This window comes from Streptococcus sp. (assembly GCF_032481935.1).
Lineage (GTDB): Bacteria > Bacillota > Bacilli > Lactobacillales > Streptococcaceae > Streptococcus.
This window is the reverse complement of the sequence record NZ_JAWERU010000023.1, coordinates 1-26,123: the sequence shown is the minus strand read 5'-3', so window position 1 is coordinate 26,123 and position 26,123 is coordinate 1. Positions and strand designations below refer to the sequence as shown.

Annotated in this window: 24 protein-coding genes, 2 tRNA genes and 3 pseudogenes; 3 read left to right on the top strand and 26 right to left on the bottom strand. The window is 40.2% G+C overall.

Annotated features, from left to right (window positions below; genetic code table 11):
- From rpsA to E7C97_RS05885, 17 genes and pseudogenes are all read right to left on the bottom strand, one after another.
- Window positions 1-964: pseudogene (gene rpsA / locus E7C97_RS05965) on the bottom strand (30S ribosomal protein S1); the annotation flags it as partial.
- 161 nt (window positions 965-1,125) lie between these two features.
- Window positions 1,126-1,197 (bottom strand) — tRNA-Gln (locus E7C97_RS05960).
- A gap of 9 nt (window positions 1,198-1,206) precedes the next feature.
- A tRNA-Tyr gene (locus tag E7C97_RS05955) sits at window positions 1,207-1,287 on the bottom strand.
- Window positions 1,288-1,336: 49 nt separating this feature from the next.
- Complete coding sequence (locus E7C97_RS05950) at window positions 1,337-1,567, bottom strand: DUF2969 domain-containing protein (RefSeq protein ID WP_000037109.1); 231 nt, start codon at window positions 1,565-1,567, stop codon at window positions 1,337-1,339.
- A 134-nt stretch (window positions 1,568-1,701) separates the two neighbouring features.
- Window positions 1,702-2,346 (bottom strand): pyroglutamyl-peptidase I, encoded by a 645-nt coding sequence (gene pcp, locus E7C97_RS05945; protein WP_316108463.1) that lies wholly within the window; start codon window positions 2,344-2,346, stop codon window positions 1,702-1,704.
- 13 nt (window positions 2,347-2,359) lie between these two features.
- Window positions 2,360-3,283: a 5-oxoproline transporter, DUF979 family subunit gene (locus tag E7C97_RS05940; protein ID WP_316108462.1), complete on the bottom strand. Its 924-nt coding sequence runs from the start codon at window positions 3,281-3,283 to the stop codon at window positions 2,360-2,362.
- Window positions 3,280-3,969, bottom strand: coding sequence for a 5-oxoproline transporter, DUF969 family subunit (locus E7C97_RS05935; RefSeq protein ID WP_316108461.1), 690 nt, complete (start codon window positions 3,967-3,969; stop codon window positions 3,280-3,282). Before E7C97_RS05935 ends, E7C97_RS05940 begins: the two co-directional genes overlap by 4 nt.
- A 31-nt stretch (window positions 3,970-4,000) precedes the next feature.
- Window positions 4,001-5,968, bottom strand: coding sequence for a peptide ABC transporter substrate-binding protein (locus E7C97_RS05930; RefSeq protein ID WP_070460980.1), 1,968 nt, complete (start codon window positions 5,966-5,968; stop codon window positions 4,001-4,003).
- 21 nt (window positions 5,969-5,989) lie between these two features.
- Window positions 5,990-7,012 carry a branched-chain amino acid aminotransferase gene (locus E7C97_RS05925; RefSeq protein ID WP_075227703.1) on the bottom strand — a complete coding sequence of 341 codons (1,023 nt, stop codon included), beginning with the start codon at window positions 7,010-7,012 and terminating at the stop codon, window positions 5,990-5,992.
- A 124-nt stretch (window positions 7,013-7,136) separates the two neighbouring features.
- On the bottom strand, window positions 7,137-9,614 hold the full coding sequence (gene parC, locus E7C97_RS05920) for a DNA topoisomerase IV subunit A (protein WP_316108460.1): 2,478 nt from the start codon (window positions 9,612-9,614) through the stop codon (window positions 7,137-7,139).
- A 190-nt stretch (window positions 9,615-9,804) separates the two neighbouring features.
- Complete coding sequence (locus E7C97_RS05915) at window positions 9,805-10,647, bottom strand: aminoglycoside 6-adenylyltransferase (protein WP_316108459.1); 843 nt, start codon at window positions 10,645-10,647, stop codon at window positions 9,805-9,807.
- The gene (locus E7C97_RS05910) at window positions 10,637-11,179 is read right to left on the bottom strand and encodes a hypothetical protein (protein WP_316108458.1); all 543 of its coding nucleotides are present in this window, start codon (window positions 11,177-11,179) and stop codon (window positions 10,637-10,639) included. Before E7C97_RS05910 ends, E7C97_RS05915 begins: the two co-directional genes overlap by 11 nt.
- A 118-nt stretch (window positions 11,180-11,297) precedes the next feature.
- Window positions 11,298-11,396: pseudogene (locus E7C97_RS05905) on the bottom strand (YkvA family protein); the annotation flags it as partial.
- A gap of 273 nt (window positions 11,397-11,669) precedes the next feature.
- Window positions 11,670-13,613 carry a DNA topoisomerase IV subunit B gene (gene parE, locus E7C97_RS05900; protein WP_316108457.1) on the bottom strand — a complete coding sequence of 648 codons (1,944 nt, stop codon included), beginning with the start codon at window positions 13,611-13,613 and terminating at the stop codon, window positions 11,670-11,672.
- A 147-nt stretch (window positions 13,614-13,760) separates the two neighbouring features.
- Window positions 13,761-14,603: an amino acid ABC transporter substrate-binding protein gene (locus E7C97_RS05895; protein ID WP_316108456.1), complete on the bottom strand. Its 843-nt coding sequence runs from the start codon at window positions 14,601-14,603 to the stop codon at window positions 13,761-13,763.
- Window positions 14,604-14,612: 9 nt separating this feature from the next.
- The gene (locus tag E7C97_RS05890) at window positions 14,613-15,242 is read right to left on the bottom strand and encodes an amino acid ABC transporter ATP-binding protein (protein WP_316108455.1); all 630 of its coding nucleotides are present in this window, start codon (window positions 15,240-15,242) and stop codon (window positions 14,613-14,615) included.
- A 10-nt stretch (window positions 15,243-15,252) separates the two neighbouring features.
- Window positions 15,253-15,894 (bottom strand): amino acid ABC transporter permease, encoded by a 642-nt coding sequence (locus E7C97_RS05885; protein WP_316108454.1) that lies wholly within the window; start codon window positions 15,892-15,894, stop codon window positions 15,253-15,255.
- Between the two features lie 216 nt (window positions 15,895-16,110).
- Here E7C97_RS05885 and plsY point away from each other — a divergent pair, with 216 nt between their 5' ends.
- Entirely contained in the window at window positions 16,111-16,752 is a 642-nt protein-coding gene (plsY, locus tag E7C97_RS05880) for a glycerol-3-phosphate 1-O-acyltransferase PlsY (RefSeq protein WP_316108453.1), read from the top strand.
- Window positions 16,753-16,782: 30 nt separating this feature from the next.
- On the opposite strand, the gene E7C97_RS05875 is transcribed toward plsY, so the two are convergent.
- The 9 genes from E7C97_RS05875 to E7C97_RS05835 form a co-directional block, all read right to left on the bottom strand.
- The gene (locus E7C97_RS05875; protein ID WP_316108452.1) at window positions 16,783-17,739 is read right to left on the bottom strand and encodes an ABC transporter permease; all 957 of its coding nucleotides are present in this window, start codon (window positions 17,737-17,739) and stop codon (window positions 16,783-16,785) included.
- 2 nt (window positions 17,740-17,741) lie between these two features.
- The gene (locus E7C97_RS05870; protein ID WP_316108451.1) at window positions 17,742-18,800 is read right to left on the bottom strand and encodes an ABC transporter permease; all 1,059 of its coding nucleotides are present in this window, start codon (window positions 18,798-18,800) and stop codon (window positions 17,742-17,744) included.
- Window positions 18,793-20,328 carry an ABC transporter ATP-binding protein gene (locus E7C97_RS05865; RefSeq protein ID WP_316108450.1) on the bottom strand — a complete coding sequence of 512 codons (1,536 nt, stop codon included), beginning with the start codon at window positions 20,326-20,328 and terminating at the stop codon, window positions 18,793-18,795. Before E7C97_RS05865 ends, E7C97_RS05870 begins: the two co-directional genes overlap by 8 nt.
- A gap of 141 nt (window positions 20,329-20,469) precedes the next feature.
- On the bottom strand, window positions 20,470-21,525 hold the full coding sequence (locus E7C97_RS05860) for a BMP family protein (RefSeq protein ID WP_316108449.1): 1,056 nt from the start codon (window positions 21,523-21,525) through the stop codon (window positions 20,470-20,472).
- Between the two features lie 90 nt (window positions 21,526-21,615).
- The gene (locus tag E7C97_RS05855) at window positions 21,616-22,005 is read right to left on the bottom strand and encodes a cytidine deaminase (RefSeq protein WP_316108448.1); all 390 of its coding nucleotides are present in this window, start codon (window positions 22,003-22,005) and stop codon (window positions 21,616-21,618) included.
- Window positions 21,992-22,654, bottom strand: a complete 663-nt coding sequence (deoC, locus tag E7C97_RS05850; RefSeq protein ID WP_316108447.1) for a deoxyribose-phosphate aldolase — start codon at window positions 22,652-22,654, stop codon at window positions 21,992-21,994. Before deoC ends, E7C97_RS05855 begins: the two co-directional genes overlap by 14 nt.
- A 17-nt stretch (window positions 22,655-22,671) precedes the next feature.
- The gene (locus E7C97_RS05845) at window positions 22,672-23,955 is read right to left on the bottom strand and encodes a pyrimidine-nucleoside phosphorylase (protein ID WP_316108446.1); all 1,284 of its coding nucleotides are present in this window, start codon (window positions 23,953-23,955) and stop codon (window positions 22,672-22,674) included.
- Window positions 23,952-24,542 carry a class I SAM-dependent methyltransferase gene (locus E7C97_RS05840; protein WP_316108445.1) on the bottom strand — a complete coding sequence of 197 codons (591 nt, stop codon included), beginning with the start codon at window positions 24,540-24,542 and terminating at the stop codon, window positions 23,952-23,954. The genes E7C97_RS05845 and E7C97_RS05840 overlap by 4 nt, the downstream gene beginning before the upstream one ends.
- Before the next feature lie 107 nt (window positions 24,543-24,649).
- Entirely contained in the window at window positions 24,650-24,928 is a 279-nt protein-coding gene (locus tag E7C97_RS05835) for a 1,4-dihydroxy-2-naphthoate prenyltransferase (RefSeq protein WP_316108444.1), read from the bottom strand.
- A gap of 123 nt (window positions 24,929-25,051) precedes the next feature.
- Between E7C97_RS05835 and coaA the strand changes: the two genes are divergently transcribed.
- Together coaA and E7C97_RS05825 are read left to right on the top strand one after the other, a co-directional pair.
- Window positions 25,052-25,972 carry a type I pantothenate kinase gene (coaA, locus tag E7C97_RS05830; protein ID WP_316108443.1) on the top strand — a complete coding sequence of 307 codons (921 nt, stop codon included), beginning with the start codon at window positions 25,052-25,054 and terminating at the stop codon, window positions 25,970-25,972.
- Window positions 25,973-26,024: 52 nt separating this feature from the next.
- Window positions 26,025-26,123 (top strand): annotated as a pseudogene (locus E7C97_RS05825) (30S ribosomal protein S20); the annotation flags it as partial.

Genomic DNA, 26,123 nt, shown 5'->3' with positions numbered 1-26,123 from the left:
TTCAATACGTTTGTGTGAAATTTGTGATACGTGAACAAGTCCATCGATACCTGGCAATACTTCAACAAATGCACCGAAGTCAGTCAAACGTTTAACTGTACCTTCTACAACATCACCTTTAGCCAATTTTTGCTCAACGCCATCCCATGGTCCAGGTGTTGTAGCTTTAAGTGAAAGTGATACACGTCCTTCTTCTTCGTTAAGATCAAGGATTTTCACTTCAACTTCTTCACCAACAGTTACAACTGATTTTGGTGAAACGTTACGTTCGTGTGACAATTCAGTCAAGTGAACCAATCCGTCAACACCACCAAGGTCGATGAAAGCACCGAAGCTTGTGATACGCGCAACTTTACCAGTTACAACATCACCAACAGCCAATTTACCGAATACTTCAGCACGAGCTGCTGCAGTTGCTGCTTCTACAACTTCACGACGTGAAAGGATGAAGCGGTTTTCTTTAGGATCAACTTCTTTGATTTTAGCATCAAACTCTTGACCTACAAAACGCTCAGTGTTACGTACAAAACGAGTATCCAACATTGAAGCTGGGATAAATCCACGTACACCTTCAAATTCTACTGAAAGTCCACCCTTAACAGCGCGAGTTCCTTTAACTGTAACAACTTCTTCTTCGCGTCCTACAAGTTTGTCCCATGCTTTGCGAGCTTCAAGGCGTTTTTTAGATACAAGGTATGTTACTGTATCAGTATCTTTACCAACTACTTGACGAAGTACAAGAACATCCAATACTTCACCTACTTTTACAAAGTCATTGATATCTGCATCGCGATCGTTTGTCAATTCGCGAAGAGTCAAGACACCTTCAACACCAGTTCCAGAGATTGCAACATTAGCTTGAGTAGCATCAACTGTCAATACTTCAGCACTAACAACATCACCTGGCTCAACTTGGCTAACGAACTTGGCTAACGCTATTTAGCAAATCTTCAAATTCGTTCATCTAAAAAATCCTCCAACAATCAAGTTTTTCTTAAACTTGACATACTTATAATTTTTTCCTAAGCACCCGCAAAGACATGTTATATCGTTCACGTCCTTCAATTATAAAAATAAAATACCCTAAGATATTTTTCTTTTTATCTTGAATTTATTACCTAAGAACTGGGGTAGCTGGATTCGAACCAACGCATGAGGGAGTCAAAGTCCCTTGCCTTACCGCTTGGCTATACCCCAAAAGTGAAATGGAGAGAGAGGGATTCGAACCCCCGAACCCGAAGGAGCGGATTTACAGTCCGCCGCGTTTAGCCTCTTCGCTATCTCTCCAATGTTCAACAAAAACTATTATATCATGAAAATTTACAAAAAACAAGCTTTATTTTGCTAAATTATAGTTTTCAATCAAAATTTCCACAGCTTTTTCAAGTTTTTTATAAAAACTATCGACATTTCCATTCTTTATGATTGCGAATTGATTATCTAGTTCAGCAATTTCACCGATAATCTTTTTCCCAATGGTTAATGTGTAGCCTTCAAACTTTTCCTGACCAACTAAAACAGTTGCGTCTGTTAATTGAATTTCAATTTTTTTATCTTTTTTACTCATACCATACCTCTTTTCACTCTTCTTATTGTACAAGAAATTTAAAAAACTGGCAAGAAAAAACTCTTTATAAGGGCAGCCTTGATAAAGAGTTTTTGTGAGAGAATCTATTTTTTTAATCTAGGGAAGACTCATTGTTAGTGGGTTGTCCCACCCACTAATTTTATGTCCTTATCTTTATAATCTACGATAGCACCAATTGCAGCTTCGATACCTCTGACGATATCAGTTAAATTCATAGATGCTGTATTAGGTTTATTGATCACTTGTTCTGTCATATAAGGAATATGCATAAATCCTGCTCTCATATTGGGAAACTTTTTATCCGCTAAATAGAGAGCCTGATACATCAAATGATTGCAAACAAAGGTTCCTGCTGTATTGGACACTGTAGCTGGTAACCCTTCCTCCTTTATCGCTTGTACCATTGCTTTGATTGGTAGAGTGCTGAAATAAGCTGCTTGACCGTCTAGGCGAATAGGAGTATCAATCGGCTGATTCCCTTGGTTATCTGGAATTCTAGCATCATCTTGATTGATGGCAACTCGCTCAGGAGTTAGACTAGCTCTTCCTCCTGCCTGTCCGATGCAAAGCACAGCATCTGGATGGTATCGATTTATTTCTGCTTCTAAAACCTCTGCTGATTGATAAAAGACCGTTGGGATTGCTACCCAATGAACCTCTGCGCCATGAATCTCTGACGGTAATGATTTAACAGCTTCCAAGGCTGGATTGACCTTTTCACCACCGAAAGGATCAAAACCTGTAACTAATATTTTCATTTTATTTCCTTTGCTAAAATGCCAAAAAGTACATCAAAAATACATGGATGATAATCATGACAATAGCTACTCCTACCTGCGCTTTAATAACCCCATTTGAATCTTTCATATCCAGGAGAGCTGCCGGTAAAGCATTAAAGTTAGCCGCCATTGGAGTCAATAAGGTTCCACAGCAACCTGCCGTCATTGCTAGAGCTGCAGCCACGATTGGATCAGCTCCCAAGGCAAATACAAAGGGAACACCAATTCCAGCAGTAATAACCGTGAAGGCAGCAAATGCATTCCCCATTATCATGGAGAATAGAACCATCCCAAGGACATAAGCCACTACACCCATAAAACGACTACCCGAAGGAACTAAACCGCTTATTAAATGCGAAATCAAGTCTCCAACGCCTGCAACGGTAAAAATTGCTCCCAAAGCCCCTAAAAGTTGAGGCACAATCCCACTAGTTGAGACTTGCTGAACCATGCGATTATTTTCTGCTAACAAGCTTTTAGGAGAATTCTTAGTAATCAATAAAAGAGAGATGGTTGCAAAAAATGCTGCAAGGCTGATAGCAATCTTACTAAAGTCAGGAATCATTTTTGCTAATACCAAAGCAATCAAAGCCATTAACATGACCGGAATAAAAATTTTATTCTTTAGTCGTTTAGCTTCAATGTTTGCCTTGACTTCATCCAGAGACGGTAAGGTTCCGATACGAACCTGTTTAAAGAGAGTTAGTAGTGCTAATAGCACTACGATAACTCCAATACAGATAGAAGGTAGATAAGAACCACCGATAAAACTGATGCCCAATAAAGCCCAAAACCCAGCTGTTCCAAAGCGAACTGGGTTTGTTTTATCTTTATAGCTACAATAAGCCGTATGAAGGAATTGACAACCAATCACAATATAGGTCAACTCTAATAACTGACTTGCTAGATTGCTCATTCTTCTTTTCCTTTACTAAGCTTTTTCACTAGCAGTTTTCTATCAAACAGGTAATTGTAAATTCCTACCACAAGTAGGGCCACTCCTGCAACAATAAGCGAAGCCGAAGCGATTCCTGCATAATTACTTTCATAACCCAATTGGTCCAGAGTGCCCCCCACCAAGAGGACACCACCTGCACCAACGAAAGTGTTCTGAGCAAAGAAATTTGCAAAATTATCATTTGCTGCTGCACGCGCTTTTAGCGCTTCGCTCTCCTGCTCCGTTAATTTTCTACCTAATTGAGACTCTGCTGCTGCTTGTCCCATGGGTTGAACCAAAGGCCTTACAAACTGCGGATGTCCTCCTAGACGGATGGCAAAGAAGCTATCGAGTTCCCGAAAAAAGAAATACACTGTATAAAAACTTCCTACGGTCAGACCTTTAATCTTTTGAATCAAGTCAATCGAACGTTGCTTGAGGCCAAAAGTTTCAGATAAACCTACCAGTGGCAAGGTTACCATAAAAATCGTAAGAACTCGTTGATTACTAAATTCTTTTCCCAAAATTTCCAAGAATTCAACAAGAGAAACTCCAGAAACTAGAGCTGTAACTAAACTAGCTAAGACTACCGTTGCGATGGTATCCAATTTATAGATAAAACCAACCACAATGATAACTATCCCTATTAGTTTAATCCATTCCATATAGGCCTCTTTCCCAAAACACTAGTCTGTTTTATTTGACATGACTTTCTAGTTCTTTTTGGTATTTATTGTTTGATTCCAATTTTTCTTTTTGCCATTTTTCAAGAGCTGCTTGATATTCTTTAGCAGTTACAATCTCTTTTTGCAATTTCATTCCCTTGAAGATGTACGGATCACCCTTAATACCAACTTGTGAGTATGGTTTTGAGAAAGGAACGATGTTGCTGACAACTGGTGAACCACCTGATGAGGCTGTCGGTATCAAGAGAGAGCTATCTGTGAGCCAAGCTTGGGCTTTAGCATATTTTTCATATCTCTTATTCAAATCGTTTGTCTCAGAAACTGCATCATCTAGGAGTTTCTTATATTGGTCTAAACCAAGTTGAGCTACTACTTCCTTGTCTTTTCCTTTAGTAATACCAAGATGTTTCATAGCAGAACCGGTCTTAGGATCCATGATATTGAGATAACTTGCTGGGTCTTGATAACTTGGAGCCCATCCAGTATTATTCAAATCATAGTCTTTTTGAGCAGGAACACGCGCTTGTGATGTAATACTTTCCTTTTCATTGTCAGTCATTTGAAGGACATCGATGACGACATTTTCAGAACCAAGAGTTGATTCGATTGATTGCTTGAAGGAATTGCTTTGTTGAACAGCAATTGTATTTGTCTGTTCAACTGGGACATCCAAGTGAATTGGGAAGGTTACACCTTTTGATTCCAATTCTTTCTTAGCTTTTTCAAATGAAGCTTTGGCTTTGTCAGGATTGTAGATGGTATCTTTTCCGTCAACGAGCTCAACACCTTTCCATTGGTCCCCATAGTTGACCAATTCTTTTTGAGCGATATCACCAAAGTTTTTGCCACCAGATTGAACGAAATTGTCTGGTACTAGGCTATTACGAATAATCTTGTCCGCACCATCTTCACCATTGAGTTGGGCAGCATAAGAATGACGGTTGAAGGCAAAGTTGATGGCTTGACGGAAGTCCTTGTTCAACATTGCTTCTTTTGTAGAAGTTTTCTGTTCTTCACTTGTTTTCGCTGTCTTATTGAAAGATTGACGGTTTACGTTAAAGGTAAAGTAGTAACTAGTTGAATCCTGTGGACTATATGTAATTTTATCCCCGTATTGTTCCAAAGTAGAAGCAAAGTTTGAGCTACTTGGGAAGAGGCGAGCTGTTGTGTAAACACCCGAAGAGAAGCTACGGATCAAGGATTCTTGGTCTGAACCATCATAGTAAGTTAATTTAACTTTCTCGATTTTAACCTTCTCTTTATCCCAATAATTTGGGTTCTTTTCATATTCGATTAAAGATTTTGAAGTCAATGTCTTCAAAATATATGGACCGTTATAAAGAATACCAGCTGGACTGACCGTTCCATAATTTTTACCAGAAGCTTTGAGGAATTCTTCATTTACTGGCAACATAGTTGCTGAAGTTACTTTGGAATTCCAGAAAGTTTCAGGTGCGTTTAGAGTGTACTCAACAGTATAATCATCCACTGCCTTAACTCCAACTGTTGAGAAATCGTTAGTCTCACCAGTCATATACTCATTCAAACCCTTAATTGAGTTTTGAATAAGAGTGACACCGTCTGATTTGCCATCAGCTACGTGTTTCAACCCTGTAACAAAATCATGCGCAGTTACTTCAGCGTATTCTTCACCTTCTGACGTGTACCATTTAACCCCTTTACGAAGTTTATAAGTATAAGTCAAACCGTCTTGTGAGACACTCCAATCCTCAGCGAGGGAAGGAATCAAATTTCCATATTCATCGTTTTCCAACAAACCATCAACAACGTTACCGATGATATCAGTTGTTGAAGTACGAGTTGCGATACTGTAGTCCAAAGATGATGGGTCTACTCCATAGACATAAGAGAAGGTTGTAGGCGCATCTGCTTCCTTGTCGGCTTTACCACAGGCTACAAGAAGAACTGCTGTACTCAGGACCACTCCTGCTGTTAACATCCACTTTTTCGTTTTCATAAAGATCTCCTTTAATAATTTTTAATCTACTTTTACAATCCAACCTTCTGGTGCTTCAATGTCACCAAATTGAATACCTGTCAATTCATCGTATAGTTTACGAGTCACTGGACCAACCTCTGTCTCACTGTAGAAAACGTGGAAGTCATCACCATGTTGGATTCCTCCAATTGGTGAGATAACTGCCGCAGTACCGCAGGCACCTGCTTCTACAAATCGAGCCAAGTTATCAATTGGTACATTTCCCTCAACAGGCTTCAAGCCTAAACGATGCTCTGCCAAGTAAAGCAATGAATACTTGGTAATCGATGGCAAAATTGACGGACTCAATGGGGTTACAAACTCATTATCAGCTGTAATTCCAAAGAAGTTCGCTGAACCAACTTCTTCAATCTTAGTGTGGGTTGATGGGTCTAGATAAATAACATCTGAGAAATGACGGGATTTAGCCATTTTTCCTGGCAAAAGACTCGCTGCATAGTTACCACCGACCTTGGCAGCCCCTGTTCCATTTGGTGCAGCACGGTCATACTCGTCTTGAATCAAGAAGTTTGTTGGAACCAATCCACCCTTAAAGTAATTTCCAACTGGCATAGCAAAGATGGTAAAAATATACTCCTCAGCTGGTTTTACCCCAATGATATCTCCAACACCAATCAAGAGCGGACGAAGGTAAAGAGTTCCACCAGTTCCATAAGGGGGTACGTATTCTTCATTTGCACGAACAACGGCTTTACAAGCCTCTACAAACATTTCTGTTGGAACTTGTGGCATCAAGAGACGATCACAGGTACGTTGCAGACGTTTAGCATTTTCATCTGGACGGAAGAGTTGAATACTGCCATCCTTTGTACGATAGGCTTTCAATCCTTCAAATGCTTGCTGTCCATAGTGAAGGCTTGGAGATGATTCTGAAATATGCAAGGTTGCATCTTCTGTTAATTCTCCTTGAGACCATTGTCCATTTTTAAAATTAGCGATATAACGATAAGGTAGTTTCATATAGGAAAAACCGAGATTTTCCCAATCAATCGTAACTGTCATGACAATCTCCTTTATTCTAATCAAGCTCTGTGTTCTATTCTACACTATTCTCCTAAAAATTCAAGTATTATTTGTAATTTTCTGAAAATTTTACTTATAAAAAATCAGTCACTAGGACTGATTTTTAATTTTCTTTGTCTTCTTTAAAGATATCTTTGAGATAAGCATCAAAAACTTCTTCATCAGAAATGCTATCTGAAATGAAGTTTCCATTGCTTGTGCGTTCCGATAGATTTAAATCTTGTAGGATTGCTTCGTAAGTCGTTCCATTATTTGATTGGATGACAAGCGTTTGCTCTCCATCTTCTACTTCTGTACTAAAGAGATCTCCAACAAATCCTTGCTCTGATACTGCACCAGCAAGGAAGACACGATGTGGTTTGCTCTTTAATTCTCTAAGGACTTGAAGACCACGATTAGCACGACTGGTTGCTGGAATTTCCTCAATCGAAACGCGCTTAAGACTTCCACGATGCGTCAAAAGATAGAAAGATGAAGTGTTGCAGATAAAGGCTGCTTGTATCACATCATCTGCTTTCAGATTCATAGCTTTGACACCTGCAGCTTTAGCACCCACAACTGGAACCTCTTCGATATTAAAGCGAAGAGCGTAGCCATTCTTACTGATTAATAGGACATCATCCAATTTAATCGGAGCTACTGCTACAATCTGGTCAGTCTCATCTTTCAACTTAGCATATTTGACAGACTTAGAGCGATAGGTTCTCCATGGAGAAAATTCTTTGCGTTCGACACGTTTGATTTGACCAAGGCGAGTCGCTACAAAGTAAGTTGTCGCATCATCAAACTGATCCACAACTTCTACATAGATCACTTCTTCATTGGTTTCAAAGTTTGTAATAGACTGGCTCAAATGCTCTCCGATATCCTTCCAACGAATATCTGCTAACTCATGGACTGGTCGGTAAATGACATTTCCAAGCGTTGTAAAGATTAAGAGGTGCTGAGTAGTTTTGACAGATTGAACGAATAGCAATCGGTCGTCGTCCCGTTTACCAATTTCTTCAAGTGTTGAAGCTGCAAAGGAACGAGGGCTAGTACGTTTGATATAGCCCGCCTTAGTCACGCTGACGTAAGTATCTTCTTCAGCGATAAGACTAGCTGTATCAATCTCAATCACTTTTGCTGTATCTTCTAAAGTACTCAAACGTGGAGTCGCAAATTTCTTCTTGACTTCACGGAGTTCTTTCTTCATGAGATTGTACATGGTTCGTTCGTCACCGATGATAGCCGCAAGCATAGCAATCTTTTCACGTAGTTCTGCTTCTTCTTCCTGCAAGACAACCACGTCTGTATTGGTCAAACGATACAATTGCAAGGTAACGATGGCCTCAGCCTGTTCTTCTGTAAAATCATAGCTGACCTTGAGGTTCTCTTTGGCATCAGCCTTGTTCTCAGAAGCACGGATAAGAGCAATGACTTCATCTAAAATAGAGATGACACGAATCAAACCTTCCACGATATGGAGACGTTTTTCAGCCTTTTCCTTGTCAAAGCGAGAACGTGCCAAGATGACTTCACGACGGTGGGCAATATAGCTAGACAATATAGGCACAATTCCAACCTGACGAGGGGTGAAATTGTCAATAGCCACCATATTAAAGTTGTAGTTGATTTGTAGGTCAGTATACTTGAAAAGATAGTTGAGAACAAGCTCGGTATTCGCATCTTTCTTGAGTTCAATAGCAATGCGAAGACCGTCACGGTCAGACTCATCCCGAACCTCAGCGATACCTGCCACCTTGTTATTGACACGAACTTCATCGATTTTCTTGACCAAGTTAGCCTTATTGATTTCATAAGGAATCTCAGTGATAACGATTTGTTCCTTACCACCTTTAAGCTTCTCAATTTCTGTCTTAGAACGAACAACCACGCGCCCCTTACCAGTTTCATAGGCCTTTTTGATTTCGTCTCGTCCTTGAATAATGGCTCCTGTAGGGAAATCTGGTCCAGGCAAGAATTCCATCAACTTATCTACCTTGGCAGTTGGGTGATCAATCATGTAGACTGTCGCATCAATAACTTCAGCCAAATTATGCGGTGGAATATCTGTGGCATACCCAGCTGAAATCCCAGTTGAACCATTGACTAAGAGGTTTGGAAAGGCTGCTGGTAAGACAGTTGGCTCTTTCTCCGTATCGTCAAAGTTCCAAGCAAAGGGAACTGTCTTTTTATCGATATCTTGAAGGAGATAGCCTGCAATCTCAGACAAACGCGCCTCTGTATAACGCATAGCCGCAGGCGGATCTCCGTCCATCGAACCATTATTACCGTGCATTTCAACTAGAATCTCACGGTTTTTCCAGTCCTGAGACATGCGCACCATGGCGTCATAGATGGAACTGTCACCATGTGGGTGGAAATTCCCCATGATGTTCCCGACAGACTTGGCCGACTTACGGTAGCTCTTGTCAAAAGTATTGCCATCCTTATTCATCGAATAAAGAATACGACGTTGAACCGGCTTCAATCCATCCCGAATGTCTGGCAAAGCCCGATCTTGAATGATGTACTTGGAGTAGCGACCAAAGCGCTCTCCCATGATGTCCTCTAGGGACATATTTTGGATATTACTCATATAGGATACAAAGCCCGTAAAATGCAAAGTGAAAATATGAAATTCTCACAGTGAGCGATGCTCACAAGAGAATTTATCTTTTTCACACAGCATTTAGGGCGTGTTCAACTCCTTTCCAAAAATGTTGAGTAGATTTTACAGAATAAAGGAATTTAGTTACCTTCAGTAACCAAACGGCCCTTTCCGTAGTTTAATCTTTTAAATTGTGTTCTTTATTTTGATTTAGAAGTTTTTCTTTAGCGTACTCAATCATCTTCTCAGCCACTTCTTTTTCATACTTAAATCCCATCTTTTGAGCAAGATATTGAGCTTCTTGGTGGAAAAGTTGCATGGTAGCAAATAAAGACTGAGTGATTTTGTCTAAACTTGAGAAATCAAGAAGAACAGAAAATTCCTTCTCCTTCTCAGAAGGCAAGTAGTTAAAGAGGTACTTGTAGTTCTTACCGATGTCGATTACTCCTCTATCACTTGCTACCTGCCAAGCTAAGATTTTCAAGAGTTCTTGCTGACAAATACCGTAGAGATGGTCCGTTGCATAAATGACTTGCTTACGACAAATTCCTTTGACCACGTAGGCTGACACCCACCAAAATTCATTACAAGATTTTTCAAAATCAATCGCTCTAGCTGGATTCGTCCAGTAACGCCCTAAACTTGGAGAATAAGACTCAAACAAACCCTTCTCATCTACTAAAACTGTGAATCCTGCCTCACTATCCACCCATTCGTTGATGTGATCTTTAGGACAGAGGGTCAAATCGATGCGATTGGCATCTTCAAAGAGCATGAGATAGAGGCGGCGATGGTCAAGTACGTTATGCTGCTCGATGATGCGCTTGCCAAACTCTTCCAACCAAGCAAGGTCGGCCGTCAGGCCATCCAAATCCTCCACAATGTAGACCACATCATAGTCTTGGAACTCATCCTTGGGAGCTCGATCCTCTGTTCTTGAACCAGATATAGCCACAGCTTCGACTTTTAAAGTTTCAGCTATTTGTAAAATCAGATTCATCATTTCTGTTTCAGTTCTCATCTATAACATCCTCATCTGAAGTCAGACTAGTAAAAGGAAAATCATCTTGCTTTTGTTGTTGAAGTTTTCGAACTCTTTTTCTTTCAAGCTCTCCGACTATAAATTGGATAATAGAACTGATTCCAAAAAGTGGTAGTAGTAACATAATTCCCATTTCTTCCGTCAGCATTAAAAAGAGGAAGTTAATAATCGAAAATATTGCTAAAAACCAGGCATTTATCCTAAGAAATTTTGAGTAACTATTAGGATAATGCTTGAGATGTTTATTGCTCTTATAAATAGCTGTGAATCCAAAAGCAAGGCTCACTGGTGTGAAAATATAGAAGTCAAAAACATAGAAGAGCAATCCTGCATAAGGATTAGACCTTAAAGGATTATCAAATAAAAAGACACTTGCAATTACTATGGTTAGTAGTAAAAATTCAAGAAAGCGACTTTGCTCAGGTTTTCCTTGTTTAGCAATCATATATATCACTGCGCCTAGAACTAGGACTATCACAAGAAAAGGAGTATCAAACAATAAACTGATCATGATTTATACCTCTTTTAGAGAGCTAAAATTAAGAAATATAGACGATTTTTCAGATCAATCCTTGAGACTGACGCCATTTATCATAGGTTTCAATGTCTATTTTGACCATATTCATACAAAGTCCTACAACAGCCATATCATCCAAGTAGCCTGCTAACGGAATAAAATCTGGAATAATGTCAATTGGGGAAAGGAAATAAATAAGTGCGCTTAAAACGGCTAAAATAGTTCCATAAGGAACCGTTGTGTATTTCCCTTGAGCATAATTTTTCACTAAAGAAATCATGACTGGGATCATTGTAAATTTCTTACCAACCAATGGCATCTCTTTAATTCTTTGCTCCAAACGATACAAAAAATCATCTAATTCATCTTTATCGTTTAATAGGGCCTCAGATTGCGCATAGCCACTTTCAAGAGCTTCTTTAACTTGCTCTTCACTTAGATTTTCAGACATATCTTGTCCTCCATTTGTATTTATATCCTAATTTTAAAACATTGTCGCTTCTTCCAGCGTAAACTTGACATTGTCTTCGATCCACTTACGACGTGGTTCGACCTTGTCACCCATGAGGACATTGACACGACGTTCTGCACGTGCTAAGTCTTCAATCGTGACACGAATGAGAGTTCGAGTTTCTGGGTTCATGGTTGTTTCCCAGAGTTGGTCCGCATTCATCTCACCAAGCCCCTTGTAGCGTTGGAGGGTAGCCCCTTTACCGAACTGCTTACGTAGTTCCTCTAGCTCGCCATCCGTCCAAGCATAGGCCACTTCTTCTTTCTTGCCTTTACCTTTAGACATCTTGTAAAGTGGAGGAAGGGCGATATAGACATGTCCAGCTTCGACTAGTGGACGCATATAGCGATAAAAGAAAGTTAAAAGTAGAGTTTGAATGTGGGCACCGTCGGTATCCGCATCTGTCATGATAATAATCTTGTCATAGTTAGCATCTTCAAGAGAAAAGTCTGCTCCAACACCTGCACCGATGGTATAAATCATGGTATTGATTTCTTCATTTTTGAGGATATCCGCCATCTTAGCCTTGGCTGTATTAATAACCTTACCTCGAAGAGGCAAGATAGCCTGGAATTTACGGTCACGGCCTTGCTTAGCAGAACCACCGGCAGAATCTCCTTCGACTAGGTAAAGTTCATTCTTAGCTGGATTTTTAGACTGGGCTGGGGTTAATTTCCCAGAAAGCAAGCCCTTGTCTTTCTTATTCTTCTTGCCATTACGACTCTCGTCACGCGCCTTACGTGCTGCTTCACGGGCATCACGCGCCTTGATTGCCTTGCGAATCAGATTAGAAGCCAACTCCCCATTTTCCATAAGGAAGAAAGTTAATTTATCAGCTACAATACCATCTACAACCGGACGAGCAAGTGGACTTCCTAGTTTATCCTTAGTCTGTCCTTCAAACTGCAAATGTTCTTCAGGAACAAGGATGGAAAGAACTGCCGCCAACCCTTCACGGTAATCTGAACCTTCTAGGTTTTTATCTTTTTCTTTGAGAAGGCCAGTTTTTCGCGCATAGTCGTTCATAACTTTGGTAATGGCAGACTTGAGTCCTGTCTCATGCGTTCCACCGTCCTTGGTACGGACGTTATTAACAAAGGACAAGATGTTATCTGAAAATCCATCGTTATACTGAAGGGCTACTTCTACTTGAAAACCATTATCTTCGCCTTCAAAGTAAAGGACTGGCGTCAAGGTTTCCTTGTCTTCATTGAGGTAGGAAACAAAGTCTTGTACTCCATTCTCATAATGGAATTCGATAGATTCATCTGTCCGTTTGTCTGTTAGTGACAAGGTAACATTCTTCAAGAGAAAGGCCGACTCATTGAGACGCTCTGAAATGGTATTGTACTTGAAGTCTGTCGTAGAAAAGATACTAGCATCAGGCATGAAGGTCACTTTTGTACCTGTCTTAGATTTTGGTGCCGTTCCAACCTTTTCAAGAGTTGTTACTGGCTTCCCACCATTTTCAAAGCGTTGTTTGTAAACAGCCCCATCACGTGTAATTTCTACTTCGAGCCAACTAGAGAGGGCATTGACGACAGAAGAACCAACCCCGTGAAGACCACCAGAAGTCTTGTAGCCACCTTGACCGAATTTTCCTCCAGCGTGGAGAATGGTAAAAATAACCTCAACCGTTGGAATCCCCATAGCGTGCATCCCAGTCGGCATCCCACGTCCGTGGTCTTGAACCGTTAAACTTCTATCTTTATTAATCGTTACATCAATGCGATCACCAAATCCAGATAAGGCTTCATCGACTGCATTATCGACAATTTCCCAAACAAGGTGATGTAGCCCAGCACCGTCAGTCGATCCGATATACATCCCTGGACGTTTACGGACTGCATCCAACCCTTCTAGCACCTGAATGGCGTCATCATTATAATTGTTAATATTGATTTCCTTTTTTGACACAAGGAACCTCCTATTTGTTCATCTTTTCTATTTTACAGGTTTTCTAAGGATTTTGCAAAATTTTCAAGTTAAAAGCCTATTCACAAGTCCTATTTAGGACAAGAATCACTCATTCCCACTCTAAAAAAAGAAACCAAGACGAGAGTCTCAGTTTTCTTTTCCTTTAACTTGGCTTGTTGCTATATCTTCACCAAACCATTTCTGGCTGATTTCTTGGAATTTTCCTTCTTGATAGAGCTCGACAAAAGCTTTATTTAAATTGTCTAACAAGGTCTTATCAGCTTGTCTCACTCCAACTGCAAAAGACTCGCTCTCAAAACCTGCTGGAAAAATCTCATACTGGTCTAAAATTCCTTCAGTTTCAAGATAATAATTGGCGTAAACACGGTCTATTAAGAGGGCATCAATCCGATCATTTTGCAAGTCAATCAAGGCTTCATTAAAGCTCTGATACTGGTTTGCTTTTTGATCTTTTACGATATTTTTTAAGAGTTCTGGTTGAGCTTCGAAATCTAGATAACCAGAAGAACCTGCTTGAGCCCCCAAAATCTTTCCTGCCATATCAGACACTGATTGAATATTTTGCGATTTTTTAGAGACGAGAACCTGCTGATTCTCCATATAAGGAATGGTAAAAGCTACCTTCTCACGGCGTTCATCCGTTGCAGAATACCCATTCCAGATAGCATCAATAGTACCATTTTGAAGTTCTGTTTCTTTCATATCCCAATCAATGGGTTGAAACTGGACCTTGAACCCTAGTTTCTCAGAAACGGCTTGGGCTAAATCAATATCAAATCCAGCATATTGCCCATTCTTTTCTTCAAAGCCCATAGGAACAAAGGTATTGTCAAATCCAATAGTAATGCTTCCTTGTTGTTGGTATTTTTCCCAATTATCTACTTTAGGATTGCTAGCCTTTTGCGTGCATCCTACCAGGAAAAAAGCCAGAAAGAACACCAAAACAAGGCTGATTTTCTTTCGATTCATAGACACCTCCTACTTAGGCTCTACTTTGAGAATCTGGTCAGCGATATTCTCTGCAAACTGGAGATCGTGGGTTACCACAATTTGAGTCATGCCTAATTCTCTATTTTGTAAAATCAGTTTTTCAACTTCGAGACGCAACTCTGGATCAAGGGCAGAAGTTGGTTCATCATACCCAATCACTTCTGGATCTATCATCATTGCACGTGCTAAGGCAACCCGTTGCTTTTGACCACCAGACAAGGAATAAGGATAGGCATCCACATGGGCTTCAAGCCCAAGACGAGTTAGTAAGTCGATTGCCTTCTTCTTAGCATCTGCTTCAGACATCCCCATAGTCTTGATAGGTGACAAAATCAAGTTCTCCATAACGGATAAGTGAGGAAAAAGCTGAAAATCTTGAAAGACAAAACCTAACAAGTGACGCTTTTCAAGTTCATCCAAAGGTAGGGATTCTCCATTATAAAAAATCTCTCCTGAATCAATGGTTTCTAGTCCAGCTAACATTCTAAGCAAGGTAGTCTTCCCACCACCAGAAGGTCCAACGATGGCCAAAATTTGCTTTTCAGGAATTGTTAAACTGAAATTGGATAAAATTTCTTTTTTTCCAAATTTTTTGCTGATATTTCTTAACTCTAACATGGATAACCTCCTATCTATAGTAGCTGAACTTCTTCTCAAGTTTCTTAGCTAGGATTGTAACGATACCAATCATAAGCAGATAAATAGCTCCTGCTAGAAACATTGGAATCAAGCTAGCATCACGATTGGCTGCAGTTCGACTGGCTAGGATTAAATCTGAAATACCGAGTGCATAAACCAAAGAAGTATCCTTAACCAAACTCATAACCTCGTTAAATACACTTGGTAGGACTATCTTGGTCACCTGTGGCAAGATAATGTAGCGAACAGTGTCGATAGGATTAAATTTTAAAACCTTGGCTGCCTCATATTGTCCCTGAGGAATGGTTGCAATCCCTCCACGGAATATTTCTGCAAAATAAGCTGCATAATTAAGCGTGAAGGCAATAATGGCTGCTGGTACTCGGTCGAGTCGAATTCCGATACTTGGCAGGACATAATAAATAAAAATCAACTGCAAAAGTAAAGGGGTCCCACGCATCACCCAGATATAAACATCAATCATGTAATGGAGGGGTTTCCAATGGACCTGTAAGCAAAAGGCAACCAAAATGCCTAAAGGGATTGAAAAAAGCAAGACCAGTGCAAAAACTTGTAAAGTCATTGTCGCACCGCTCAATAAACTTGGCAATATCTCGAATAAGTAAGACATATTCCACCTCCTAAAAATAATTGTTCCTATTATAGCATAAATAAACACAAAATCAAGTTTTTCAGAAATTTTCATGAATTTTTAAAACTTTGGCCTTTATTTTTGAATAAAAATGGTACTCATGATAAACTTATCAAGTTTGATAAAGTATCAGATGTCACAGCTAGTAAACAGATTCAGTTTCGTTTCTCTCCTAATTCATGGTATAATAGAAACATGATGACAATAGTATTATTAATTTTAGCTTATTTATTGGGTTCAATTCCTTCAGGCTTGTGGATTGGACAAATATTCTTTAACATCAATCTAAGAGAACATGGATCTGGTAATACTGGAACAACCAATACCTTCCGAATCTTAGGTAAGAAAGCTGGGATGGCAACCTTTGTAATTGATTTCTTTAAAGGTACTTTGGCCACTCTACTTCCACTAATCTTCCATGTGCAGGGAGTTTCACCAATCGTCTTTGGGCTTTTAGCAGTCATTGGCCACACCTTCCCAATCTTTGCCAAATTCAAGGGTGGCAAGGCTGTCGCTACCAGCGCAGGAGTTATTTTTGGATTTGCTCCTCTATTTTGCCTCTATCTAGCAGTTGTTTTCTTCGGAACTCTTTATCTAGGAAGTATGATTTCTCTCTCTAGTGTTACTGCTGCCCTTGCTGCTGTACTTGGGGTGATTCTCTTTCCACTTATCGGTTTCCTACTACCAAGTTACGATTTATTATTTGTAGTGATTATCCTAGCCCTCGCAAGCTTAATTATCATTCGCCATAAGGATAACATCAATCGTATTCAAAACAAAACTGAGAACCTAGTTCCTTGGGGACTAAATCTTACCCATCAAAAACCTAAACAATAAAGCGTCAGTTTCAAACCGACGCTTTTTTGTTTATTTAGATTTGATATAGTTGATACCATCTGCCTTCGGTGCAACAGCTTTACCAAAGAAGGCTGCTAGGACGACAATGGTCAAGAGATATGGTGCGATTTGCAAGTAAACGGCTGGTACTCCTTGCAAGAAAGGAAGCTGAGAACCGATAACTGCCAAACTTTGTGATAGCCCAAAGAAAAGACTTGAAAGCATAGCACCAACAGGATTCCATTTACCAAAGATCATGGCAGCAAGTGCGATAAATCCAGGTCCAACGATGGTTGTAACTGAGAAGTTAACGGAAATTGACTGAGCGTAGATAGCTCCACCGATTCCTCCAAGGAAACCTGAAATCACAACTCCAAGATATCTCATCTTGTAGACATTAATCCCCAAAGTATCTGCTGCTTGTGGGTGTTCACCAACTGAACGAAGACGAAGTCCAAAGCGAGTCTTAAAGAGGATAAACCATGCTAAGAATGAGAAGGCAATTGCTAGGTAACCAAGTAAACTTGTTGACTTGAAGAAGATATCTCCGATAACTGGGATATTAGCCAAAAGAGGGAAATCAAAACGTCCAAAAGTTTGCGTTAAGTTATCCGTTTGTCCCTTGTTATAAAGCACCTTCACCAAGAAGACTGCCAAGGCTGGCGCCATCAAGTTAAGTACGGTACCACTGACAACATGGTCAGCACGAAAATGAACTGTAGCTACTGCGTGAATCAGTGAGAAGATAGCTCCGACTAATCCACCAACTAGAAGAGCCAACCAAGGAGTTAATGCTCCCAAATCTTGTGCAAATTCAAGGTTAAAAACAACTCCAGAGAAGGCACCCATGACCATGATTCCTTCAAGTCCAACGTTAACAACTCCACCACGTTCAGAGAAAACGCCTCCGATACTTGTGAAAATAAGTGGTGCTGAGTAAATCAACATTGAAGAAACCATAAGGGTTAGCATTGTTGTAATCGACATCCTTATTTACCTCCTTTAAGTTGTTTTCTTGGTTTGACATAGCGTTCGATGATGTAATGAACGCTGACAAAGAAGATAATTGAGGCTGTAACGATACTTACAAGCTCAGATGGCACTTGTGCAGCATTCATACCAGGGGCTCCAACTTGAAGCACTCCGAACAAGAAGGCTGCAAATAGAATTCCAACTGGTGAGTTTGAAGCAAGCAGACTTACCGCCATACCATTAAATCCAACTGCCAATGATGAACCTTGAACATAGACGTTTTGGAAGGTACCAAGTCCTTCTACAGCTCCACCTAGACCTGCAAGAGCACCTGAGATAATCATTGATAGAATAATGGTGCGTTTAGCTGAAATACCTGCGTATTCAGAAGCATTTGGATTAAGACCAACTGCACGGATTTCAAAACCGAGAGTTGTCTTCTTAAGCAAGAACCAAATAACTGCAACTGCAATGATGGCAAAGAAAATCCCAATATTCATACGAGAGTTTCCTGTTAACTCAGCAAGCCAAGGTGTTTGATAAGTTGCGTTTGCACTTACTCGGATAGATGAGTCTGTACTTTGCATGATATCTTTAGGGAAAGAGTGGATAAAGGCATTACTTGTATAGAGAACAATGTAGTTCATCATGATGGTTACAATGACTTCAGATGTTCCAAGGTAGGCCCTTAAAATACCAGGAATGGCACCAACGATTCCTCCAGCCACCAACGCAATGACAACTGTCGCAAGAATCAACAATGGACGTGGCAAATCTGGATTCGAAAGAGCAAACCAACCACTCATAACCCAGCCAGCGAGTGCTTGTCCTGGAAGCCCGACATTAAAGAAACCAGCACGACTCGCAACTGCAAATCCAAGAGCAATCAAGACTAGTGGCCCCATGGCACGGAAAATTTCACCGATTCCACGAACACTACCAAAGGCTGTGTAGAACAACTCTTCATAACCCCAAATAGCATCATAGCCAAAAATCCACATGACGATGGCTCCGAGTAGAATTCCTAAAATAACAGAAATCAAGGGAACCGAAATTTGTTGTAATTTTTTAGACATCACTCTTCTCCTTTTCCAATTCACCACCAGCCATCAAGACTCCAAGCTCTTGCTTGTTGGTTGTTTCTGGCGTTACAATCCCTTGAATCTTACCATCATGGATAACGGCAATTCTATCTGAAACATTTAATATCTCATCTAGTTCAAAGCTGACTACAAGGACAGCTTTCCCATTATCACGTTCTTGAATCAAGCGTTTGTGAATGTACTCAATGGCACCGACGTCCAAACCACGAGTTGGTTGGCTGACGATGAGGAGATCAGGATTTCGATCAACTTCACGAGCGATAATTGCTTTTTGTTGATTTCCTCCAGAAAGAGCTGAGGCTGGAACGATCTCACTAGCAGCACGCACATCGAATTCTTGCATTAACTTTTTAGCGTACCCGATGATATTGGTGTAATTTAAGATTCCCTTCTTGCTAAGAGGTTCCTTATAGTAGGTTTGAAGAGCAATGTTCTCAGAAATCATCATTTCCAAGACCAAACCATCACGGTGACGGTCTTCAGGAACGTGGCCCACACTCATTTCTGTAATTTGGCGAGGGTGTAAACCTACGATAGACTGGCCTTTCAACTCCACACTACCAGACTCAATCTTACGGAGTCCAGTGATTGCTTGGATTAATTCTGACTGACCATTACCATCAATCCCAGCAATCCCCACAATCTCACCAGCTCGAACATCGAGTGAGAGATTTTTAACAGCAGGGACACCACGGTTTTCATTAACAACCAAGTCTTTGATGGAAAGAACGACTTCTTTAGGTTGTGGTGCTTGCTTCTCAGTTTTAAAGGAAACAGAACGTCCCACCATCATTTCTGCCAAGTCAGCATTAGTTGCACCAGCAATTTCAACTGTTTCGATTGATTTCCCACGACGGATAACTGTAACGCGGTCAGAAACTGCACGAATTTCATCCAACTTGTGAGTAATAAGGATGATTGATTTGCCTTCCTTAACTAGGTTCTTCATGATAGCCATCAACTCATCAATTTCTGATGGTGTTAAAACAGCAGTCGGTTCGTCAAAGATAAGAATGTCTGCTCCACGATAGAGAGTCTTCAAAATCTCAACACGTTGTTGAGCTCCGACAGAGATATCCGCTACCTTAGCAGAGGGATCTACCGCCAAACCATAGCGTTCAGACAATTCATTGATTTCTCGAGTTGCGCGAGCAATATCTAGCACACCGTTTTTGGTCAATTCACTTCCCAAAATGATATTTTCAGCAACTGTGAAGGCCTCAACCAACATAAAGTGTTGGTGAACCATCCCAATCCCTAGACTAGCAGCTTTCGATGGTGAATCCAGTTTAACAACCTGTCCATTTACTACAATTTCACCACTAGTTGGTTCAAGAAGCCCTGCTAGCATATTCATAAGAGTGGACTTCCCAGCTCCATTTTCTCCTAAAAGTGCATGAATTTCACCTTTACGAAGTTCTAGGTTGATCTTGTCGTTAGCGACAAACTCACCAAAGACCTTGGTAATCTCACGCATCTCAATGACATTTTCGTGTGCCATGTGCTCTTCCTTTCAGAGTTTTATTTTGTTTCAATAAAACCTGCTAAAGAAACTTAGCAAGCTCTATTGAGACAAAACACTTTGTCTCAATTCTTAAAGAAGCGGCCACAGGCCGCTCCCCTAAGAAATGACTTTCATCCATTATTTTTCAGGAACTTTTACACTTCCATCAAGGATTTTAGCTTTTGCATCTTCAACAGCTTTTTTACCTTCTTCAGAAAGGTTAGTTGTTACTAGATCAACCCCTTTATCCTTCAATGAGTAAACGATCACTTGACCGCCAGGGAATTCACCTTTTTCAGTTTTGTTTGCGATATCTTGGACTGTTGTTCCGACTTGTTTCAAAGTAGAAGCAAGTACGAAGTTTGATTCTTTACCATCTTTAGAAGTATATTTACCTTCTTCAACTTGGTCACGGTCTACACCGATAACCCAAACTTTTTCGCCTTCGTGTTTGCTTTCATTCAAAGATTTAGCTTCTGAGAAGACACCTGCACCAGTACCACCAGCTGCTTGGTAGATTACGTCTGCACCTGCAGCGTATTGTGCTGCAGCGATTGTTTTACCTTTAGCAGCATCACCAAATGAACCAGCGTAGTCTACTTGTACTTTGATAGATGGGTCAACTGACTCAACACCAGCTTTGAAACCAGCTGCGAAACGAGAAATAACTTCAGATTCCATACCACCTACAAAACCAACTTGTTTTGTTTTAGTAGTTTTAGCTGCTGCTACACCTGCAAGGTAAGCTGCTTCGTTATCAGCAAATGTTACACTTGCTACGTTCTTTTGATCTTTAATCACATCATCAATCAAAACATAGTTCAAGTCTGCATGTTCTTTCGCTGCTTCTTCAACTGCATTGTGAAGGGCAAAACCAACACCATAAATCAAGTTGTAGCTTCCTGCTGCTTGGTTCAAGTTGTTAGCATAGTCAGCTTCACTTGTTGATTGGAAGTATGTGTAGCCTTTATCTTTTGCAAGATTGTGCTCTTTACCCCAAGCTTGAAGACCTTCCCAAGCTGATTGGTTGAATGATTTATCATCAACACCACCAGTATCTGTAACGATAGCTGCTTTAGTCTTCAAATCAGAAGATGAAGAAGCTGCGTTACGAGAAGAGCGATTACCACATGCAGCAAGTCCAAATGCTGCCACTGCAACTAGACCAAGGCCTAGCCATTGTTTCTTGTTCATTACTGAACCTCCTAAATAAGATGCGCAACGAAGTTGCAAGTATGGATTGATTGGTCACAAGGACCCTTGTCACTCAGAGAGTGACACAGACTATTTCAAGTCTGTAAATGAGTATGGAAGTAATTCCCCGACCGTCATCTCGACCGTCGATTTATCTTTGGCAACTAAGGTCACCTTTAGATCTGGTTTAAAAAATTCGACCATAACTTGGCGACAAGCACCGCAAGGCGAAATAGGTTTCTCAGTTTCCCCATAAACAATCAATTCTGAAAACTCTCGTTGTCCTTCAGAAACTGCCTTAAAGATAGCTGTCCTTTCGCCACAGTTAGTCAAGGGATAGCTAGCATTTTCAATGTTAACCCCTGTATAGATACTTCCGTCCTTGGCTACCAAAACAGCGCCAATCGGAAAATGTGAATAAGGAACATAGGCGTTTTTACTAGTTTCAATTGCTAATTCAATCAACTCAGTAGTCGCCATCTGCTAACTCTCCTTTTAAAATTGCTACACCAGCAGATGTTCCGATACGAGTAGCTCCAGCTTCTACAAAAGCTACAGCATCTGCATAAGAACGAGCTCCACCAGCCGCTTTGACTCCCATGTCAGGTCCAACTGTCTGGCGCATTAATTTAACATCCGGTAGGGTTGCACCACCTGTCGAGAATCCTGTAGAAGTCTTGACAAAGTCTGCTCCAGCTTTCTGAGCCAACTGGCAAGCCAACACTTTTTCATCATTCGTAAGTAAGCAAGCTTCGATGATAACTTTAACGAGTTTGTCACCGCTAGCCTCAACAACTGCTCGAATATCTGATTCGACCAAGTCAGCATTCCCAGATTTAAGCGCTCCAACATTGATAACCATATCAATCTCATCAGCTCCATTCTGGATGGCCTCTTTAGTTTCAAAAGCCTTGACTGCAGATGTTGTAGCTCCAAGAGGAAAACCTACAACTGTACAGACTTTAACGTCTGTGCCTTGAAGACCAGAATGTGCGTAAGAAACCCAGCAAGGATTCACACAAACACTGGCGAAATCATACTCTCTTGCTTCAGATAACAAAGAATCAATTTGTTCTACTGTCGCATCTTGCTTCAAAAGCGTATGATCAATGTATTTATTTAATTTCATATCATTTTTTCCTTAAATTAGGAGATAATTTCAATGATTTCACGTAATGTTAACGCTTCTTCACTTACCTTAATTTTAACATATTTTTGGAAATCTGTAACTAGTTCCGGAGAAATTTTGCCATTTGCATATACTTTTGCGACAATTTCACCTTTTTTGACCGAATCTCCAACTTTCTTCTCAAAAACAATCCCTGTATCATAATCAAGAGCATCTGTTTTGACTGCACGACCAGCACCTAATCTCATGGCGAAAAGACCGAATTCCATGGCTGGCAGTGCCTCAATGACTCCATATTCCTGAGCAGGAATTTCTACCACATGATCAACTGTTACAGGTCGATAAAGATCTTTTAAATCTCCACCTTGAGCAAGAACCATCTCTTCAAATTTTTTAAGAGCCTTGCCATTCTCAAGATGTTCTTTCACTTCCTCGACCGTTTTTTCAACATTTGCCAAAGATAGCATAATCTGGGCTAACTCACAGATAAAGTGGCTAATATCTTGTCGTCCTTTTCCTTGAAGAATATCCAATGCTTCTAGGATTTCTAATCGGTTACCGATTGCGCGCCCTAGAGGTTGACTCATATCCGTAATGACTGCTACTGTCTTGCGACCAACAGCTTTCCCGAGATTCACCATGGTTTGAGCCAGCTCACGCGCTTCGTCGACTGTCTTCATAAAGGCACCTTCACCGACAGTAACATCCAGCAAAATAGCATCCGCTCCAGCAGCAATCTTTTTACTCATGACAGAACTAGCAATCAGTGGAATAGTATCAACCGTTGCCGTCACATCACGAAGAGCATAGAGCAATTTATCAGCCTTAACCAGTTGATCGGACTGGCCAATGACTGAAACCCCAATATCCTGAACTTGTTTGATAAATTCATCCTGATTTCGTTCAATCTGAAAACCTTTGATGGATTCTAATTTATCGATAGTACCACCGGTATGACCCAGACCTCTACCACTCATCTTAGCAACCGGAACACCAAAACTAGCTACCAAAGGTGCTAGGATTAAAGTTACCTTATCACCAACTCCACCAGTAGAGTGTTTATCCACCTTAATGCCTTCGATTGGCGATAAATCAAATTCTTGACCTGTCTTCACCATGTTCATAGTTAAGTCAGAAATCTCATCGATACTCATTCCCTGAAAATATACTGCCATAGAAAAAGCCGCCATCTGGTAATCAGGGACAATTCCAGATACATAACCTTCAATCAACCATTGAATCTCACTGGAGCTTAGTTCTTGGCCGTCTCTTTTTTTCTGGATTAGATCTACTGCTCTCATTCTTTCACACTTCTAAGGATATAATATCCCTTATCTTTCTTTACAACCTCACAATTGCCAAATACATCTTCCATCTTACTTTTGGCACTAGGAGCTCCTTGTTTCTTTTGGATGACAATAGTCAAATCTCCACCGTCTACTAAAAAGTCTATACTTTTTTCGATGATTTCGTGAACTACTTGCTTGCCTGCACGTATGGGCGGATTCGAAATGACATGGTTAAATTGTCCTTCTACCTGCTCATAAATATTAGACTGGAAGATAGTCGCTTGAACCTTGTTTTTTACTGCATTTTGCTGGGCTAAATCCAGGGCACGATTATTGATATCCACCATGGTCGCTTGGGCACCATAAGCTTTAACCAAAGACAAGCCTATTGGACCGTAGCCACAACCAACATCAAGAATTTTTTCATCTTTTTCGACATCTAGACATCTTAACAACAACTGACTTCCGAAATCAATCATTTTTTTACTAAAGACTCCAGCATCTGTCAAAAAGGTCATCTTTTGCCCAAGGAGCTCAACTCTAAGTTCATGAACATCATGGGCTGCATCTGGATTTTCTGCATAATACATTTTACTCATAGTTCTATTTTACCATAAAAATAAGTTATTTGTAAATCGTTTTCAAAGGTATCAAGCCCTTAAATCATGTTGTATTTCCACAAAAATAATATAAGTTCTGATTAGCATTAGGGCCCTAGTAAAAAGCTCCCTACTGCCATGGTAATCGGAAAAGCAAAGATACAAGCTAAACCAAAAAAGAAGAGCCACCACTTTCTTTTAAAGAAAGCTAACACAAGGTAGCCAAGACCTATGAGGGGTAATAAGATAAACAAAACAAAAGTGGTCCAGTTATAGCTCTGAGTTCCTATCGTAAAGGAGAAATTCACCCAGTTTGGTGATAACCATAAAAAAATAACAAATAGGCTGAACAAACCCAGCGCCTTTTCTCTTAATCTAGCTTTCATCTTAACACCTCCTTTATAGATTTTCCTCCTTATATTTTAACAAAGAAAGCGCTTTTTCTCAATTGGTCAGATGGTTATTCTTTCTAAAATATGGTATACTAAGATATCAAACGAGGATATAGTATGACCAACGAATTTTTACATTTTGAAAAGATAAACCGCGAAACTTGGCAATCCTTGCATCGCAAAACAACCCCTCCCCTGACCGAGGAAGAGTTAGATTCTATTAAGAGTTTCAATGACCAGATTAGCCTTCAAGACGTTACGGATATCTATCTGCCACTGGCACATCTGATTCAGATTTACAAACGTTCCAAAGAAGACCTTGCCTTCTCAAAAGGCATTTTTCTTCAAAGAGAGAGCAAAAAACAGCCCTTTATTATTGGAGTTTCAGGAAGTGTCGCTGTCGGTAAATCAACTACTAGTCGGCTCTTGCAAATTTTGCTGTCTCGTATCGTTCCTGGAGCAAGTGTTGAACTAGTTACTACAGATGGTTTTTTATACTCAAATAGTGTTTTAATTGAGCAAGATATCCTTAATCGTAAAGGTTTTCCTGAGAGCTACGATATGGAAGCTTTGCTTAATTTCCTGGATCAACTCAAAAATGGGCAGGATGTTGATATCCCTGTTTATTCCCATGAAATCTATGATATTGTCCCTGGTCAAAAACAACGAGTTCAAGCCGCTGATTTTGTCATTGTTGAGGGAATCAATGTGTTCCAAAATCCTCATAATGCCCGTCTCTATATTACTGATTTCTTTGACTTTTCAATCTATGTCGATGCTGCAGTCGAGGATATTGAAAGCTGGTATTTGGATCGTTTCTTAAAACTTCTTAGCTTTGCTCAGGATGATCCAGGCAACTATTACTACCGTTTCACTCAACTTCCTCTTAGTGAAGTCAAGGATTTTGCCCACCAAGTTTGGACCAGTATCAACCTAACCAATCTCCAGAATTACATTGAACCGACACGAAATCGTGCAGAGGTCATTCTCCATAAATCTAAAAATCACGAAATTGATGAAATTTACTTAAAAAAATAATTTTCCCTTGTCAAAACGTAAGTTTTCAGATATAATGGTATAGTTAGTAAAAATGGAGGTAAGAACATTGGCAAACATTAAATCAGCTATCAAACGCGCTGAATTGAACGTTAAACAAAACGAAAAGAACTCAGCTCAAAAATCAGCTATG